Annotated in this window: 17 protein-coding genes; 9 read left to right on the forward strand and 8 right to left on the reverse strand. The window is 64.4% G+C overall.

Annotated features, from left to right (window positions below; translation table 11 throughout):
• Positions 1 to 187: 187 nt before the first annotated feature.
• Both rocD and rocF read right to left on the reverse strand, forming a co-directional pair.
• Positions 188 to 1,390, reverse strand: a complete 1,203-nt coding sequence (gene rocD, locus RBB46_RS03835) for an ornithine--oxo-acid transaminase (protein ID WP_306027721.1) — start codon at positions 1,388 to 1,390, stop codon at positions 188 to 190.
• Positions 1,391 to 1,427: 37 nt separating this feature from the next.
• A complete protein-coding gene (gene rocF, locus RBB46_RS03840; protein ID WP_306027561.1) occupies positions 1,428 to 2,381 on the reverse strand; it encodes an arginase in 954 nt (317 codons plus the stop codon).
• A gap of 188 nt (positions 2,382 to 2,569) precedes the next feature.
• Here rocF and RBB46_RS03845 point away from each other — a divergent pair, with 188 nt between their 5' ends.
• Positions 2,570 to 2,992 carry an Lrp/AsnC family transcriptional regulator gene (locus RBB46_RS03845; RefSeq protein WP_306027562.1) on the forward strand — a complete coding sequence of 141 codons (423 nt, stop codon included), beginning with the start codon at positions 2,570 to 2,572 and terminating at the stop codon, positions 2,990 to 2,992.
• Positions 2,993 to 3,067: 75 nt separating this feature from the next.
• The gene (locus tag RBB46_RS03850) at positions 3,068 to 3,634 is read left to right on the forward strand and encodes a putative glycolipid-binding domain-containing protein (protein WP_306027563.1); all 567 of its coding nucleotides are present in this window, start codon (positions 3,068 to 3,070) and stop codon (positions 3,632 to 3,634) included.
• 83 nt (positions 3,635 to 3,717) lie between these two features.
• Here the strand turns inward: RBB46_RS03850 and rpsI are convergent, their stop codons facing one another.
• Together rpsI and rplM are read right to left on the reverse strand one after the other, a co-directional pair.
• Positions 3,718 to 4,194: a 30S ribosomal protein S9 gene (gene rpsI / locus RBB46_RS03855; protein WP_306027564.1), complete on the reverse strand. Its 477-nt coding sequence runs from the start codon at positions 4,192 to 4,194 to the stop codon at positions 3,718 to 3,720.
• A gap of 2 nt (positions 4,195 to 4,196) precedes the next feature.
• Entirely contained in the window at positions 4,197 to 4,664 is a 468-nt protein-coding gene (rplM, locus tag RBB46_RS03860) for a 50S ribosomal protein L13 (protein WP_306027565.1), read from the reverse strand.
• 396 nt (positions 4,665 to 5,060) lie between these two features.
• Between rplM and RBB46_RS03865 the strand changes: the two genes are divergently transcribed.
• Positions 5,061 to 5,558 carry a hypothetical protein gene (locus RBB46_RS03865; protein ID WP_306027566.1) on the forward strand — a complete coding sequence of 166 codons (498 nt, stop codon included), beginning with the start codon at positions 5,061 to 5,063 and terminating at the stop codon, positions 5,556 to 5,558.
• A 12-nt stretch (positions 5,559 to 5,570) separates the two neighbouring features.
• Here RBB46_RS03865 and RBB46_RS03870 read toward each other — a convergent pair whose 3' ends face one another.
• Entirely contained in the window at positions 5,571 to 5,984 is a 414-nt protein-coding gene (locus RBB46_RS03870) for a PaaI family thioesterase (RefSeq protein ID WP_306027722.1), read from the reverse strand.
• A 156-nt stretch (positions 5,985 to 6,140) separates the two neighbouring features.
• Between RBB46_RS03870 and RBB46_RS03875 the strand changes: the two genes are divergently transcribed.
• From RBB46_RS03875 to RBB46_RS03890, 4 genes are all read left to right on the forward strand, one after another.
• Positions 6,141 to 6,983 (forward strand): enoyl-CoA hydratase, encoded by an 843-nt coding sequence (locus RBB46_RS03875; protein WP_306027567.1) that lies wholly within the window; start codon positions 6,141 to 6,143, stop codon positions 6,981 to 6,983.
• Between the two features lie 17 nt (positions 6,984 to 7,000).
• Complete coding sequence (locus RBB46_RS03880) at positions 7,001 to 7,522, forward strand: CoA-binding protein (protein ID WP_306027723.1); 522 nt, start codon at positions 7,001 to 7,003, stop codon at positions 7,520 to 7,522.
• A 95-nt stretch (positions 7,523 to 7,617) separates the two neighbouring features.
• Positions 7,618 to 7,827, forward strand: a complete 210-nt coding sequence (locus tag RBB46_RS03885; protein WP_306027568.1) for a hypothetical protein — start codon at positions 7,618 to 7,620, stop codon at positions 7,825 to 7,827.
• A 134-nt stretch (positions 7,828 to 7,961) separates the two neighbouring features.
• On the forward strand, positions 7,962 to 9,245 hold the full coding sequence (locus tag RBB46_RS03890; protein WP_306027569.1) for an O-acetylhomoserine aminocarboxypropyltransferase: 1,284 nt from the start codon (positions 7,962 to 7,964) through the stop codon (positions 9,243 to 9,245).
• Positions 9,246 to 9,314: 69 nt separating this feature from the next.
• Here RBB46_RS03890 and RBB46_RS03895 read toward each other — a convergent pair whose 3' ends face one another.
• The gene (locus tag RBB46_RS03895; protein ID WP_306027570.1) at positions 9,315 to 10,415 is read right to left on the reverse strand and encodes a COX15/CtaA family protein; all 1,101 of its coding nucleotides are present in this window, start codon (positions 10,413 to 10,415) and stop codon (positions 9,315 to 9,317) included.
• 158 nt (positions 10,416 to 10,573) lie between these two features.
• On the opposite strand from RBB46_RS03895, the gene RBB46_RS03900 reads away from it, so the two are divergent.
• Positions 10,574 to 10,804 (forward strand): DUF2842 domain-containing protein, encoded by a 231-nt coding sequence (locus RBB46_RS03900; protein WP_306027571.1) that lies wholly within the window; start codon positions 10,574 to 10,576, stop codon positions 10,802 to 10,804.
• On the opposite strand, the gene RBB46_RS03905 is transcribed toward RBB46_RS03900, so the two are convergent.
• Positions 10,779 to 11,858, reverse strand: a complete 1,080-nt coding sequence (locus RBB46_RS03905; RefSeq protein ID WP_306027572.1) for a polysaccharide deacetylase family protein — start codon at positions 11,856 to 11,858, stop codon at positions 10,779 to 10,781. The genes RBB46_RS03900 and RBB46_RS03905 overlap by 26 nt on opposite strands.
• Before the next feature lie 164 nt (positions 11,859 to 12,022).
• Here RBB46_RS03905 and RBB46_RS03910 point away from each other — a divergent pair, with 164 nt between their 5' ends.
• On the forward strand, positions 12,023 to 13,249 hold the full coding sequence (locus RBB46_RS03910; protein WP_306027573.1) for a GNAT family N-acetyltransferase: 1,227 nt from the start codon (positions 12,023 to 12,025) through the stop codon (positions 13,247 to 13,249).
• A 102-nt stretch (positions 13,250 to 13,351) separates the two neighbouring features.
• Here the strand turns inward: RBB46_RS03910 and RBB46_RS03915 are convergent, their stop codons facing one another.
• Entirely contained in the window at positions 13,352 to 15,568 is a 2,217-nt protein-coding gene (locus RBB46_RS03915) for an exopolysaccharide transport family protein (protein WP_306027574.1), read from the reverse strand.
• Positions 15,569 to 15,638 lie beyond the last annotated feature (70 nt).

A 15,638-nucleotide genomic window follows, 5' to 3' on the forward strand; every position in this document is an offset into this window, starting at 1 on the left:
GCACGCGCTGGCGGCCTTGCGACGCCCCCATCCGCGCTCGCGGCTGACACCCGCAGCGCATCCCTGCCCGGCGCGGTTTCGCGACACCACACGGCATCCGATTCGGCCCGGCAAGGCACTCGCGAGACTTAACGCATCATGCGTGATTACTCCAGAATTTTGGCAATGCGACGGCGTTTGACACGCGTCACCGGGCGCTGGTCAGCACCTTCTCGAAACGCTCGAGCGCCCAGTCGACCTCCTCGGCGGTGATGACAAGCGGCGGCGCGATGCGGATCGTGTGGTCGTGGGTGTCCTTGGCAAGGATCCCCTCCTGTCGAAGCGCCTCGCAATAGGCCCGCGCGGCGCCGGCCTCCTCGTGCAGCTCGACGGCCAGCATCAAGCCGCGGCCGCGCACATCGCTGACCGCGTTGGAGCGGATGGACCGCAACCCCTCGACAAAGCGCTGCCCCTGCTTCTCGGCATTCTCGATCATGCCTTCCTCGACCAGTGCCTTGAGAGCCGCGCGCGCGACCGCACAGGCGAGCGGATTGCCGCCGAAGGTGGAGCCGTGCTCGCCCGGGTTCAGCACGCCGAGCACCTCGGAGTTGGAGAGCACCGCCGAGACCGGATAGAAGCCGCCCGACAACGCCTTGCCGACCAGCGTCACGTCCGCCTCGATGCCCTCGTGCTCCTCGGCAAGCAGCTTGCCGGTACGCCCGAGGCCGGTCTGGATCTCGTCGAGGATGAGCGTGACGTTGTTCGCGGTGCAGAGCTCACGGGCCCGGGCGAAATAGCCGGCCGGCGGAATGAGGATACCCGCCTCGCCCTGAATCGGCTCGACGAGGAAAGCGACAGTGTTTTCCGTGATTGCCTGCTCCAGCGCATCGGCATCGCCGAAGGGCACGACGCGAAAGCCCGGAGCGAAGGGGCCAAACCCGGTGCGTGCGGTCGGATCGGTGGAGAAACCGACGATGCCGAGGGTGCGGCCATGGAAATTGTTGGCGCAGACAATGATCTCGGCCTTGTTCGCCGGCACGCCCTTGACCTCGTAGCCCCATTTGCGCACCGCCTTGACGGCGCTCTCTACGGCTTCCGCGCCGGAGTTCATCGGCAGGATCTTGTGGGCCCCAGTCAGCCTGGCCAGATCCTCGTAGAGCAGCGCAAGCTGGTCGTTGCGGAAGGCCCGCGAGGTCAGCGTCAACTTCGCCGCCTGCTCGGTCATGGCCTTGAGGATCTTCGGGTGGCAATGGCCCTGGTTGACGGCGGAATAGGCCGCCAGGCAATCTATGTAGCGGTTGCCGTCGACATCCCACAGCCAGACGCCCTCGCCGCGCGCCAGCACCACGTCGATCGGCTTGTAGTTATGCGCGCCAAGCTCGTGTTCGGCGGCGATATAGTCTTCGGGCAAGCGGGTCACGCGGTCAGCTCCATTCAGGTTTTCAACCTCAGGCAAAGGCCTGGGTCGGTCGGTCCATGACATCCTGGCCGAAGAGGCTGGCGACCAGCTCGGCCAGCGCAATGGCGCTGCGGCCGCGTTCGTCCAGGAAGGGGTTGAGCTCGACAATGTCGAGGGAAACGGTGACGCCGGCATCCTCCAGAAGCTCCATCACCAGATGGGCCTCGCGATAGGTGGCGCCGCCGGGAACGGTGGTGCCAACGCCCGGCGCGATGCCGGGATCGAGGAAGTCGACATCAAGCGAAACATGAAGAACACCGTTCTCCATTTTGATCTTCTTGAGAAAGTCGCGCATGAGCAGCGAGACGCCATTCTCGTCGATCTGGCGCATGTCGCAGACGGTCACGCCGCGCCGGCGCAGCAGGTCGCGCTCCTTCGGGTCGATGGAGCGGGCGCCGAAGACGCACATGCGTGACGGATCGACGACGGCGCGCGGGGCATCGCCCATCACCGGGAAAAGCTCCTCCTCGCCGGCGGTGAGCGCCAATGACATGCCGTGCAGGTTGCCCGAGGGCGAGATCGAGGGCGTGTTGAAGTCGGCATGGGCATCGAGCCAAAGGACGTAGAGCGGACGCCCCTTCTCCTGCCAGTGGCTGGCGACACCGGCAAGCGAGCCCATGGACAGCGAATGGTCGCCGCCCATGAAGACTGGCAGATGACCCTCGTCGCACAGGCGTCGCGCCTCGCGGGCAAGCGGGCGCACCCAGGAGGCGACGACCTCCGGCACATGCGCCCTGCCCGGCAGGTCGAGCCGGCCGACCGCATCGAGGGGAAGCTGTGCGACATCTCCGAAATCGGTCACGGACCACCCCAGCGCCTCAAGCCGTTCGGCAAGACCCGCGACGCGCAGGGCGGCCGGCCCCATGGCGGCGCCGCGCCGGCCGGTGCCCGCCTCGAGCGGCACTCCCAGAAGTGCGATCGGCTGTGTCCTGTCGGTCGACATGTGCATCTCCTGCCTTGCTGTCACAAATGAAGGTCGGCGGTCCGTTTCGCATCCGGCCACAACCGCCTCGTGCCAGCCTAGCCTAGCGCGGATGATGGCCGGATGAAGGGATAACGAACAGGTGATATTTCGACAGATTGGATGTAAGATTTGGCTATCTGCTAAGCCTGATAGAGCAAAGTGCACAGATGGACGACCTCGACCGCCGACTCATCGCCCTCCTGCGTCATGACGCGCGCCTGCCCGTCGCCTCGCTCGCTGCAGATCTCGGCGTGTCGCGGGCAACGGTGAAGGCACGCATCGACCGCCTGAGCGAGGCGGGCATCATCCAGGGGTTCACCGTACGGCTGCGCAGCCACGAGGCGGGCGGGCGAGTGCGGGCGATCATGATGATCGAAGTCGATGGCCACCGCGCGGAGACGGTGGTGCGGCGGCTGCAGGGGTTTCCGGAAGTGCGCGCCCTGCACACGACCAACGGGCGCTGGGACGTCGTGGCCGAGCTGGAGACCGACACGCTGGAGGCGTTCGACCGCCTCCTCTCCACCGTCCGCCTGCTCGATGGCATCGCCGGTTCGGAAACCAGCATCCTGTTGTCATCTCGCAAGGGGTGAAAGCTGGACGCGCCGGATCCGGGGTGCAACGCTGCGCCGTGCCTGAACGGCATTGAACCAGTTGGAGCGATCCCGGTGACCGGAAAGACGGATATCCTGTTCTGGCGGCGCGTCGACGTGCCGGGCCTGGAACGCATGGCATTGCACCACCACGACGACGGAGTGCTGGCAGAAGCGAGTGTCCTATGCCTTGAGGACGGAGGCTTTCAGCTGACCCACCGCTGGCGGCTCGATCCGCTCTGGCGGACCCTGTCGCTTGACGTCGTGAAGCTGGCGGGGAGCAATGAACAGCGTCTGCGGCTCGAGAGGACCCGTGACGGGTGGGCAGTCGATGGCGATCACCGGCCCGATCTCGACGGGCTCGACGAGCCGGATCTCTCGGTCACGCCCTTCTGCAACACGCTGCCCATCCGGCAGATGCTGGCGGGAACGGCCTCAAGCCAGGTTCTTTCGACCTGCTACATCAACGCGGCAGACATGCGTGTCGTCGCTTCAACCCAGAAATACGAGCGCATCTCGGACACGCGGTTCCGCTATATCGACCTTGGTGTCTTCACGGGCTTCGAGGCCGTCCTTGACGTTGACGCAGACGGGTTTGTCGAACGCTACGAAGGACTTTTCGAGCGCATCCGGCCGGCTTGACTGCAGCATTGACACTGCAGCCCAAACGCAAAACGGCCCGCCGAAGGCGGGCCGTCGAAACTTGCAAGAGCGATCCCGAAAGATCAGCGCTTGGAGAACTGGAAGCTCCGACGCGCCTTCCGGCGGCCGTACTTCTTGCGCTCCACGACGCGGCTGTCGCGGGTCAGGAAGCCTTCCTTCTTGAGCACGCCGCGCAGCTCCGGCTCGTAATAGGTCAGAGCCTTGGAGATGCCGTGGCGCAGGGCGCCCGCCTGGCCGGACAGACCGCCGCCGGAAACGGTGGCGACCACGTCGTACTGGCCGTCGCGGTTGGTCAGCATGATCGGCTGGCGCAGGATCATCTGGAGGACCGGACGCGCGAAATACGCGAGGTAGTCCTTCTTGTTGATGATGATCTTGCCCGTGCCCGGCTTGATCCAGACGCGCGCGATGGCGTCCTTGCGCTTGCCGGTCGCATAGGCGCGGCCAAGCGAATCGAGCTTCTGAACATGAACCGGCGCTTCGGCCTGGGCGGTGCCCATCGCGCCGCCGAGGTCCTCGAGGGACTGGATCTCAGCCATCGTTAAGCCCTCTTTCCGTCGTTCTTCGCGTTGAAGGCCTTGAAGTCGACCGGAACCGGCGACTGGGCCTCATGCGGATGCGTTGCACCGGTGTAAACCCGGAGATTCCTGAGCTGCTGGCGGCTCAACGGGCCACCCGGCATCATGCGCTTCACGGCCTGCTCGAGGACGCGCTCGGGGAACTTGCCCTCGAGGATCGCACGCGCGGTGCGCTCCTTGATGCCGCCCGGGTAGCCGGTGTGCCAGTAGTACTTCTTGTCGTAGTACTTCTTGCCGGTCAGCACCGCCTTGTCGGCGTTGATGACGATGACATTGTCACCGCAGTCGATATGAGGCGTGAAGGTCGGCTTGGTCTTGCCACGCAGCGTGTTGGCGATGAAGGCGGCCAGACGACCGACGACAACGCCCTCGGCGTCGATCAAGATCCACTTCTTCTCGACCTCGGCCGTCTTGGCAGAATAGGTCTTCATGGGTTCGATCCGTTGTTGTCGCGGACCGAACCCCACCCGAACGATGGTGGAGCCGGTCCGAATTCCATGCAAAACGATCCCGAAACCGGGGCCGCGTGCTGTCGGAAGGGTGTTTACGCCCAGTCGCCGAGCCTGTCAATCAGCATTATTGGATGATGGCACCGATAAATCATTATAAAACAACAACTTAAAAAAACGGTACTATTTTACCACATAAAATATCCCAATTCTCGGCTGCGCCGACGGCACCTGCGATCGGGCGCCTGCCATGCGGGTTGCCAGGAATGTATTTATCGAGGCGATTGCCCGCATGGATTGCACATGCTTTATTGCCGGGTATTGCCCTGACGTCGCGCGATGCCACCGTAGTCGTTGGATCTTTTTTCAGGAATCCGGATGACAAAATTCCACTTTCACCATCTTTCGACGTTTCGCTGCCTGGTGATTGCAAGCTTGGCTTTTGCCGCCAGCACCCTCGTTTCCGGCCCGGCAGGCGCAATGTCGTTCGAGCGCGCCACTGAACTTGGAGCTCACCGCTGGGCGTGCACCACAAAGGCCGCCTATTCGCAACATAGGCGCCGACTTTCAAGTGGCCGGTTCAGCACCGAATATATTGGCGAAAAACCCGTCCTTTTCGATTACATATCCCGAAAATTCGTCGCCTCGCCGGACTGCTTCCCTCTCACGGACAAGACCGTGCGCGTCGTCGAACGCTCGATGTTCGCCGGGCAGTGGTGCGTAACGTCGAAAAGGCATAGCCCATGCCTTTGGATCGACAAGTCGAAGTTCCGGCAGTTCTTCAGCGGTTCCGTCGATGGCACCGTCTTCCGAAGGCATCCCGTCCGTATCATCACCCCGAGAAGAACGCGCCCGACGTCCTCCCCTCGACCCTAGCCCCTGCGGCGTTTATCTCGGCGGGATCGAATAGGTAGCGGTGGCATGGGCGACGAGATCGTCCTCTCCCCTGCCCGCGATCCCGCATTCGGTCACGGCCAGACGCTTGCCGAGCTTCAGCAGCCGGCAGGTGCCGACAAGATCGCCCGGCCCCGGCTTCCTGAGAAAGTTCATGTTGAGATTGGTGGTGACGGCGAGCGCCACCGGACCGATATGGGCAAGGATCACCGCATAGGCGGCAAGGTCGGCAAGCGCCATCATGGTGGGACCTGAAATCGTGCCGCCGGGGCGCAGATGTCTTTCCGACGGCTTCACCGAGATAACCGCCTCGCCCGGTGACACCGCCTCGATCTCGTAGATGCGGCCGTCGGCATGGATCTGCGGGAACTCGCGGTCAAGAAAGGCGTTCAGCTCGGCAGCGGTCATCACGGGTTGCACGGATCTGTTTCCTCTTGTTTTCCTGTCTTGACGCTTTCGTTAACGTAAGCCGTGAAAAGCGACAAGGCGCAATGGGAACGAAGGTCTCCTTTGTCGGGCCTGACGTCTCGGTTATAAGGGGCGAAACGACAGGGAGCAGACGCAATGACCAGTACGGGGACCAGTGCGGGGACCGCGAGCGCGGAAACGAAGGGCGATTGCGGACCGCTGGCCCGGGAGTTGTCCGGCGGCGTGTTGCGGCTGACGCTGAACCGGCCCGAGCGACGAAACTCGCTTTCGGAGGAAATGATGGCCGCTCTCCAGCAGGCGCTCGATGCAGCCGCCGGAGACAAGGCCGTGCGCGTCATCCTGCTGCGGGCCGAGGGCAATGTCTTTTGCGCCGGACACGATCTCAAGGAAATGACGGCCGCGCGGGCGCATGCGGATCGCGGGCGCGCCTATTTCACCGAGGTGATGAACCGCTGCGCGGCGCTGATGCAGACCATCGTCACGCATCCCAGGCCGGTGATCGCCGAGGTCGACGGCATGGCGACGGCGGCGGGCCTGCAACTCGTCGCCTCCTGCGACCTGGCGATTGCCAGCGACCAGGCCCGCTTCTGCACGCCGGGCGTCAATATCGGTCTTTTCTGCTCGACCCCGATGGTGGCGCTGACCCGCAACGTTTCGCGCAAGCAGGCGATGGAAATGCTGCTCACCGGCGAGATCATCGACGCCTCGACGGCGCGCGAGTTCGGCCTCGTCAACCGGGTGGTGCCGGCCGACTATCTGGCGCAAGTGACCGCGAAATACGCGGAGACCATTGCCGCAAAATCGCCGCTGACGCTGAAGATCGGCAAGGAGGCGTTCCACGCGCAGGCGGAAATGTCGCTTGCCGACGCCTATGCCCATTGCGCACAGGTGATGGTGGAGAACATGCTGGCGCGCGACGCGGAGGAAGGCATCGGCGCCTTCATCGAAAAGCGCGCGCCCGAATGGACCGGGGAATGAACAAGGCCGTGACCTCGATCTACCATGACAGCTATTCCGACACCCATATCCGCGCGATCCTCGACGAGGTGAAGACCATCGCCATGGTCGGCGCCAGTCCGAACAATGTGCGGCCCTCCTATTTCGTGCTGAAATACATGCTGTCGAAGGGTTACGAGGTCTTTCCGATCAACCCGGGCCATGCGGGCAAGGAGATTCTCGGCCAGAAGGTCTATGCCAGCCTCGCGGACGTGCCTGTCACCATCGATATGGTCGACATCTTCCGCAACTCTGACGCTGCCCTTGACGTGACGCGGGAGGCGCTGGCCCTGTCGCCACAGCCGAAGGTGATCTGGATGCAGCTTTCGGTCCGGAACGACGAAGCGGCGACCCTTGCGGAAGACGCCGGCGTCAAGGTGGTGATGAACCGCTGTCCAAAGATCGAGTATGGCCGGCTCTCCGGCGAGATCGGCTGGACCGGCGTCAACTCGCGCACCCTGTCGGCGAAGCGCCCGGCCCTGAAAGGCGGCTTCCAGCACCGAGGGCTGAGGAAGGAGTGAAGGAGACGCCACCTTGCAGTGGCATGACCGCATACGCTTCGCATTGCCCCGTCCGGATTCAGGGAATCTTCGCACGCGCCTGATACCAGCAAGCGATGGAAACGCTTCTTGCGCCCCTGATGACCCCCTTCAACATTACCGTCCTTGCGGCGATTGTCGCGCTCGTTGCCGCCGCGCTTGTGCTGATCGCAGTCGGCCGACGGGAGGGCCGCTATCGCAGCGAGCGCTCGATCCATGCCGGCCATGACGGGGGTGACGGCGGCTGGGGTTTCGGCGACAGCGACGGGGGATGCGACGGCGACTGAACCGGTGTCGCGGGCGGCGATACCTTCCAGGCGAAAGCCGTTCCCCTCAGACGCCTGAAACGAAACCGCTTTCCTTTGACCTCCTCACGGGCATCGGCCAGTATGCCGCCGAATTGTTGCCGAAGGAGAATTTCATGAGCGACCGTATTCCCGGATTCTCGACGCTGGCGATCCATGCCGGCGCCCAGCCCGACCCCTCGACCGGCGCACGGGTGACGCCGATCTACCAGACCACGTCCTTCGTCTTCGACGATGTCGATCACGCGGCCTCGCTGTTCGGTCTGCAGGCCTTCGGCAACATCTACACGCGCATCACCAACCCGACGACGGCGGTGCTGGAGGAGCGCGTCGCCGCACTCGAGGGCGGCACGGCGGCACTCGCGGTCGCCTCGGGCCACTCGGCGCAGTTGCTCGCCTTCCACACGATGATGACGCCGGGCGACAACATCGTTGCCGGCAACAAGCTCTATGGCGGCTCGATCAACCAGCTCAACCATTCCTTCAAGAGCTTCGGCTGGGAAGTGAAATGGGCCGACGCCGAGAACCCGCAGAGTTTCGAGGCCTTGATCGACAGCCGCACGCGCGCGATCTTCATCGAGAGCCTTGCCAATCCCGGCGGTGTGGTGACCGACATCGAGGCGATCTCGAAGATCGCGAAGGCGCACAACGTGCCGCTGGTCGTCGACAACACGATGGCGACACCCTACCTGTGCCGGCCGATCGAGCATGGCGCCGACGTCGTCCTGCATTCGCTGACCAAGTTCATGGGCGGCCATGGCAATTCGATGGGCGGCGTTCTGGTCGATGGCGGCAGCTACGACTGGTCCTCGAGCGAGAACTATCCGATGCTGTCGAAGCCGCGCCCGGAATATTCCGGCATGGTGCTGCACGAGACCTTCGGCAACTTCGCCTTCGCCATCGCCTGCCGCGTGCTCGGCCTGCGCGACCTTGGACCCGCGATCTCGCCGATGAACTCATTCATGCTGCTGACCGGCATCGAGACGCTGCCGCTGCGCATGCAGCGCCATTGCGACAACGCCCAGAAAGTGGCCGAGCACCTCGCCGCCCATGACAAGGTCGCCTGGGTCTCCTATGCGGGCCTGTCCAGCGATCCGAACCACGCCAAGCAGCAGAAATACATGCCCAAGGGCGCCGGTGCGGTCTTCACCTTCGGCGTCACCGGCGGCTACGAGGCGGGCGTCGCGCTGGTTTCGAACTGCCAGATCCTGTCGCATCTGGCCAATATCGGCGATACGCGTTCGCTGATCATCCATCCGGCCTCGACCACCCACCGCCAGCTCACCGACGAACAGAAGACGGCGGCGGGCGCCGGTCCCGACGTGGTGCGCCTGTCGATCGGACTGGAGGACGCGGAGGACATCATCGCCGATCTCGACCAGGCGCTTGCCTCGATCTGAGAACCAGACGGCGATTGAACGAGAAAAGCCGAGCTTTGGCCCGGCTTTTTTCATGCCCCCAAGCTGACGTCAGGCGCGGACCGGCTCGGAGAAACGGGCGCGAACCCAGAACTCGACCACCGCGACCATGACGACGGCGATGAAGCCCTGATGGGCGAGAGCCAGCCAGAACGGCACATGGCCAAGCAGCGTGGCGATACCGATGACCATCTGGACGACAAGTGCCACTGCAACGCCGTGGGCGGCGCCGCGCAGATGGCGGGCGGCGCCGGAGCGGTAGACCGCCCACATCGCCCACAGGCCGAGCGCAACGATCAGATAGGCCGTCATCCTGTGCTGGAACTGGACGGTCAGCACGTTCTCGAAATGGTTGATCCAGGCCGGCGCCATGGTCCACAGGCCGGAGGGAATGAAGGCCCCGTCCATCAGCGGCCAGGTGTTGAAGGAAAACCCCGCCTTCAGTCCGGCAACGAGCCCACCGAGGAAGATCTGGGCAACCAGCAGGACGAGCAAAAGTGTTGCCGTGCCGAGAAAGGGCCGTTGCCGCTCCGGCGCCGCGGCGGGTCGCCCGACCGGGGTGAGCGCAAGATAGCGGGCAAGGGAAAAGAGATAGAGGAAGATCAGGCAGGCCAGCGTCAGATGGACCGCGAGCCGGTACTGGCTGACGTCGACACGCTCGGCAAGCCCCGAGACGACCATCCACCAGCCGACGACGCCCTGCATGCCGCCAAGGACGAAACCGCCGACGAGCCAGGGCAGCAGCTGGCGTTCGACGCGGCCACGCCACCAGAACCAGACGAGCGGCACGAAGAAGGCAAGACCGATAATCCGGCCAAGCAGGCGATGCCCCCATTCCCACCAGAAGATGAACTTGAATTCCTCCAGCGACATGCCCTTGTTGACGAGCTGGTATTCGGGGATCTGGCGGTACTTCTCCAGCTCCTCCTCCCACTCGGCGACGGAAAGCGGCGGAATGATGCCGTGGATCGGCTTCCATTCGGTGATGGAAAGACCGCTGTCGGTGAGACGGGTGGCGCCGCCGACGACGATCATCGCAAAGATCAGCAGGCAGATGCCGTAGAGCCAGATGCGGATCGCCCGCCGGTCGCGGACAACGCGCGGGGACGGTTCCAGGGCGCCGGACGGGGAGGTAGCGGTCGTTTCGGACATGGATCACATCGCTCAGGGACGGTTTCGCAGGCCTTGCTGCCGGCGACCTGCCACCGGTTACAGACCGCTGCGCGCGATGACAAGGCCTTGACGGATACCCCTCGTGTGACACATGCACTCACACGCAATGACAGTTTGAAGGCCGGAGCCAGGATCGCATGAAGAACGGCGTCAGGAAATTCATCGGAATGCTGCTGCTCGTCGGCTTCGTGATCACCTACGCCTTCATCGCCATGGTGCTCGGCGACATGACGATGCAGAACACCTCGCGTGGCGTGCAGATTCTCTATTTCGCCATTGCCGGCATCGCCTGGACGCTACCGGCCGGAGCCATCATCTGGTGGATGGAGCACGGCTTCCGGCTCAGCCGCAAGCCGGGTGCGGAATGACCGTGTCGCGGATGCGCCGGGCTGCGTTGTAAACCGGGAACGGGGCTCCCGTCAGGTATTGGGAGACGATCGCGGCGCTCTGGAAATAACCGTTGAGAGAGACGCGCGGCAGGGCCATCGGCTCGTTGCCCGGAGAAATGACGCCGGGACGCGTTGTGACGGCGGCATCGAAGCCGAGTTCGCGAACCACATCCATCGACTGGGAATTGACCGCCGCCTCGTAGCCGTAGGGATAGGCGAAGATACGCGGGCGCAGGCCGAGCTCCGCCTCGATCCGGTCGAGCCCGGCGACGACATCCTGGCGCATGCGCTCGCCGGTGAGCCGGGCAAGCGCATAGTGATTGTGGGTGTGCGCCCCGACGGAAAAGAGCGTGTCACGGCAAAGCTCGCGCAACTCGTCCCAGGACAGGATCAGTTCCTTCGCCAGCGCCTCGATGTCGAAGTTGTGGGCCGCCGCAAGCCGGCGCAATTCAAGACGCTGCGAATCCTCGCCGAGATCGCGGGTGAACCAGTACAGCAGATGGCAGAAGACATGCTCCTTCTGCCGGTCGGTAACGACAGGGAGCTTGCGCATGCGCGCGCCCACCGGGACCTCGATTTCCCGCGCCCCGGCGACAATGCGCTCGAGCGCCTCCCACCAGATCTCCGCGGTCCGGTCGACGAAGCCGGAGGTGACGAAGATCGTGAAAGGCGCGCCGTGGCGCTTGAGAACCGGCCAGGCGTGCTCGAGATTGTCGCGATAGCCGTCATCGAATGTCAGGGCAGCGAAGCGCGGCCGGCCTCCGGCAGGCTCCGCCATTCGGGCGACGGCTTCCTCCAGAGGCACGATCTGCATGCCCGCGGCGCGGATCTGGCGAATGGTGTGGTCGAGAAACTCCGGCGTGACCTGCAGGTGGCGGTTCGGAGCGAAGGCACGGGCCTCGCCTGCCGGACGCACGCTGTGCAAGGTGAAGATCACCCCCTGTCCGCCGGTCAGCGGCGACATCAGACGACCGATGCCGCTCCAGTGAAGCAGCTTGCAGCTTCCGGCCAGCAATTGGCGCCGCAGATCCATTCCTCACCCGCCCAAACTCAAAATCGAATGACGGCCCACTGAAAAGGCACGTCTTTTTCAACGATACGGATCATATCGACGTTTTCTTTAGAACTCGTTGCTAGTGATGCGTGCAACGGGACAGTTGGTCACACGTGTTTCAGCAGGCAGCGAGGGCGAGGCGGATGGGGAACGCATTAGCCAGGTCGACGGACCTGTTCCAGTCGCATGACTGGGACGACATGGACCTTGAGGCAATGAGGCTCGACGCAATGCTGGAAAACGGCGAATTCGTCATCCGCACCCTGCGCGATCCGGCCGAGGCCCGGAGCGAATGGCTGACCCTTCAGGACAATTCCTTCGGCACCATGTTCACCAGCCATGAATGGCTGTCGTCGTGGTTTTCCCATGTGGCGCGGGCACGGGGCATCGAAGCGCTGATCGTGGTCGGCGACATCGACGGGCAACCGGCCTTCCTGCTGCCGCTGGCGATCATGCCGGCCGCGCGCGGGCTGCTGCGGGTCGGACGGTTTCTCGGCGACTTTCACGGCAACCAGAACAGCGGACTGTGGCGCAAGGACATCCTCGCCGGCATTCACGGCCAAAGCCTGCACAAGGCGCTGCTGAAGATCGGCCGCGAGCATGGCATCGACCTGTTCGACCTGAAATACGTTCCGGCCGAGATCGACGGGCGGATCCACCCGCTCGTCGACCGCCACGCGATCGAAAGCCTCAACGCGGTGCATGCGCTGCCGCTCGAACCCGATTTCGAGACGCTTTACAGGAATCGCCGCAGTTCGAGCGCCCGCAAGAAGCTGCGGACAAAGGAAAAGAAGCTTGCGGAAATGGGCGCGCTGTCCTGCCGCAAGGCGGAGGACGCGGAAACCGCCCTTCATTTCCTCGACACGCTAGTCGCACAGCGCAGCGCCCGCCAAGCGAGCCAGGGCATTCCCAACGTCTTCGAACCCGCAGACGTGCGCGCCTTCCTCAGTGATCAGCTGCTCGCCTCGCTGCGTGAAGGCGACAACCGGGTCACGATCCACGCGCTGGAAGCTGGAGGGCGCATCCGCGCCACCTATCTGTGCGGCATGCAGTTCGGGCGCTATCACGCCTACACGAACAGCATCGACGAGGATGTCGCGGCCTGCAGCCCCGGTGACATCCTGCTCAATCACGTCATCGCCGATGCGTGCCGCAGCGGCGCGGAGAGCTTCGATTTCGGCCTCGGCGCGGAACGCTACAAGACCGCCTGGGCCGACAAGGAAGTCCTGATGGACGTGAAGATCCCGGTGACGACGAAGGGACGTGCGGCACAGGAGGCGATCCGTCACCTGCGCCAGATCAAGCGCCGCATCCGAAACACGCCGGCGCTCTGGTCGATCGTGCGCGCCCTGCGCAAGCTCCGCGCCTGACGCACCGGCCCCTGCCGCAAAACCTTGCCTTCACGAACGCAAAACCCGGGCCGTCGAGCCCGGGTTTTGCGTTTCCGGCAGCAGTTCCGGTTCCCCGACGCCTCAGGCGGCCATGTCCGAGCGGCCACGCGCCGCCTGCGGGGCACCCTCGCCCGAACTCTCGATGGCGACCGGCGCGCCGGTCTGGTCCTCGAGCATGCGCAGCGCATCCTCCAGTTCCGGTCCGGCCGGCGATCCGCCGGTGGCGACCACCACCTGGTCGGCCATGGCGAGGATCTGCGCGCTGATCAGCGAATCGTCGATCAGGCCGAGATCGAAGAACACCTGATCATAGGTGTGGTCGATGGCGTCCATCAGCATCTCGAAACGCTCGTTCTGGGCGAGTTCGTCATCAATGGCGCGACGTCCCGATTCAATGACATGGGCGCGCGATGCGGCGTCCCGGTAGATCACGCCGGCAAAAGACGCGCTGCCGTCGAGAAGCTCGGCGAAACCGGGGACGGCCTGAGGATCGGCAAGGTCCGGACGAACCTCCAGGAAAAGCGGCATGACACCGTCCTCGGCCGCCTCGCGCACGAGGCGGAACGTCACCCCTTGCGAGACCTCGTCGCTGTCGACGCTGAGCACTGCGACGCGGCGCGGACGATCCGCGTCACTCCGGGCGACATCGCCTGCCGCCGCAGCCGGCGCGGAGGCCATCGCCGCGGCTGCCGTCCCGGCATCGCCCGGCGTTTCGGCTGCCACCGGCGCCGTAACCGGCGGCTTCCAGTCATAGGAGAAGGATGCGGGATAGGCGCTGCCGGATGCCATTGTCGGGGCAGACGGGTCCAGACGACGGGGTCGCTCCGGCGCAGCCTCGCGCGCCGGCTCGGTCATCTCGGACGGGTCGGTCTCATAGCGCCGGGTGGTGAAGGCGCGCCCGGACAGGAATTGCCCCAGGATCACCGACATCACTGAGAGCAGGAAGACGACAAAAGTCGCGATCCCCGCGATTTGCGGCACTTTCGGCGAGAACGGCTCCAGCGGCACGGTGGCCTTGGAGATCACACGCGCATCGGCCCCCAGAACGGGAGCGTTGCGCCGCGTGTCGGCTTCCCGGTAGCGCGTCATCAACTGATCGAGCTGCGAGGTCTTCACGGCCGCTTCGCGCTCCAGCTCGCGCAGGCGGATCTGGTCCTCGTTCGACTGGGCCGTGGTCACCTTCAACTCGTTGAGCGTCTGGGTCAGGGAGGCGACGCGCTCTTTCTGGATGCGCGCCTCGCTCTCCAGTCCGGCCGCGATCTTGGCAGCCTCCTGGCGGACCTGCCGGTCGAAATCGGTCAGTTGGGAACGCAGCGCGCGAATCTGCGGATGGTTGGGCAGCAGAGTTGTCGACAGTTCGGCAATGCGGGCCTGCAACTCGACCTGACGCTCGCGCAGGCGCTGGATCAGCTGGGAGTTGAGCACGTCCTGGGCGCTGTCCAGCGACCCGCCGCCATCGAGCTGGCTGCGGATCAGCTTGGCGCGGGCCTCGGCCTGAGACTGGGCGGCGCGGGCATCCGACAGTTGCGTGCCGATCTCGCCGAGCTGCTGGCGGTCGAGCGTCTGGTTGTCGGCGCCAAGCAGCAGGTCGTTCTGCGAGCGGAACGCCTCGACCCGCTGTTGCGCCGCCTTCACTTCCGCCTGCAACCGCTCGATCTGGGGCTCCAGGGCGGTCGCGGCTAGATCCGTGGTCTCGCGCTTCACCGACGATTGCAGGTTGATGTATTCCTCGACCAGCGCGTTGGCGACCCGGGCCGCGACTTCCGGATCCTTCGACACGAAACGCACCGAAATCACGCGCGACCCGTCTACCCGGTAGACATCGAGATTGTCATAGAAAACCTTGAGGACCCGCTCCTCGCGGGAATTACTGCCGGGATCGCGCATCAGCCCGAGGGCGACAAACATGTCGCGCAGCAGACTGGAGGAGCCCGCGTCGAACTCGGCCAGGGAGGCAAGGTCCAGGCGTTGGGCGACCCGCCGCAGGAGATCGCGGGAGAGCAGCAGCTCGACCTGGCTGGCGACGCCCTCGTTGTCGAGCAGCGCCCTCTCCTCCTCCACGCCGCGCGCATCACCCGGATAGACGCTGTCGGACGTCTCGATCAGAACCTTGGATTCAGCCCGGTAGCGGGGCGAAACCAGCTGAAGCAGGACGAAGGTGCCGATGGCCACCACGACACACAGGGGAACGAGCCAACGCAGTGACCTGCGCAACGCGCCGAGGATCGACGACAGGTCGATCTCGACCCGTTCGTCGTCGCCGTGGTGCCGGGCGCCGTATGCCTGCGACTCGTTCATGCTCGCTACTCCGAAAGGTGCTTGGCGAGAATGATGGAGACTTATGGTAAGCGTAGGGTTAACCGGACGC

This window comes from Stappia sp. MMSF_3263 (assembly GCF_030733745.1).
In the GTDB taxonomy this organism is placed as follows: Bacteria; Pseudomonadota; Alphaproteobacteria; order Rhizobiales; family Stappiaceae; genus Stappia.

Bases quoted from the DNA above. Each gene is read 5' to 3' on its own strand.
- rocF (WP_306027561.1), bottom strand. From the start codon at position 2,381: ATGTCGACCGACAGGACACAGCCGATCGCACTTCTGGGAGTGCCGCTC.
- RBB46_RS03845 (WP_306027562.1), top strand. From the start codon at position 2,570: ATGGACGACCTCGACCGCCGACTCATCGCCCTCCTGCGTCATGACGCG.
- rpsI (WP_306027564.1), bottom strand. From the start codon at position 4,194: ATGGCTGAGATCCAGTCCCTCGAGGACCTCGGCGGCGCGATGGGCACC.
- rplM (WP_306027565.1), bottom strand. From the start codon at position 4,664: ATGAAGACCTATTCTGCCAAGACGGCCGAGGTCGAGAAGAAGTGGATC.
- RBB46_RS03865 (WP_306027566.1), top strand. From the start codon at position 5,061: ATGACAAAATTCCACTTTCACCATCTTTCGACGTTTCGCTGCCTGGTG.
- RBB46_RS03870 (WP_306027722.1), bottom strand. From the start codon at position 5,984: ATGACCGCTGCCGAGCTGAACGCCTTTCTTGACCGCGAGTTCCCGCAG.
- RBB46_RS03875 (WP_306027567.1), top strand. From the start codon at position 6,141: ATGACCAGTACGGGGACCAGTGCGGGGACCGCGAGCGCGGAAACGAAG.
- RBB46_RS03885 (WP_306027568.1), top strand. From the start codon at position 7,618: ATGGAAACGCTTCTTGCGCCCCTGATGACCCCCTTCAACATTACCGTC.
- RBB46_RS03890 (WP_306027569.1), top strand. From the start codon at position 7,962: ATGAGCGACCGTATTCCCGGATTCTCGACGCTGGCGATCCATGCCGGC.
- RBB46_RS03895 (WP_306027570.1), bottom strand. From the start codon at position 10,415: ATGTCCGAAACGACCGCTACCTCCCCGTCCGGCGCCCTGGAACCGTCC.
- RBB46_RS03900 (WP_306027571.1), top strand. From the start codon at position 10,574: ATGAAGAACGGCGTCAGGAAATTCATCGGAATGCTGCTGCTCGTCGGC.
- RBB46_RS03905 (WP_306027572.1), bottom strand. From the start codon at position 11,858: ATGGATCTGCGGCGCCAATTGCTGGCCGGAAGCTGCAAGCTGCTTCAC.
- RBB46_RS03910 (WP_306027573.1), top strand. From the start codon at position 12,023: ATGGGGAACGCATTAGCCAGGTCGACGGACCTGTTCCAGTCGCATGAC.
- RBB46_RS03915 (WP_306027574.1), bottom strand. From the start codon at position 15,568: ATGAACGAGTCGCAGGCATACGGCGCCCGGCACCACGGCGACGACGAA.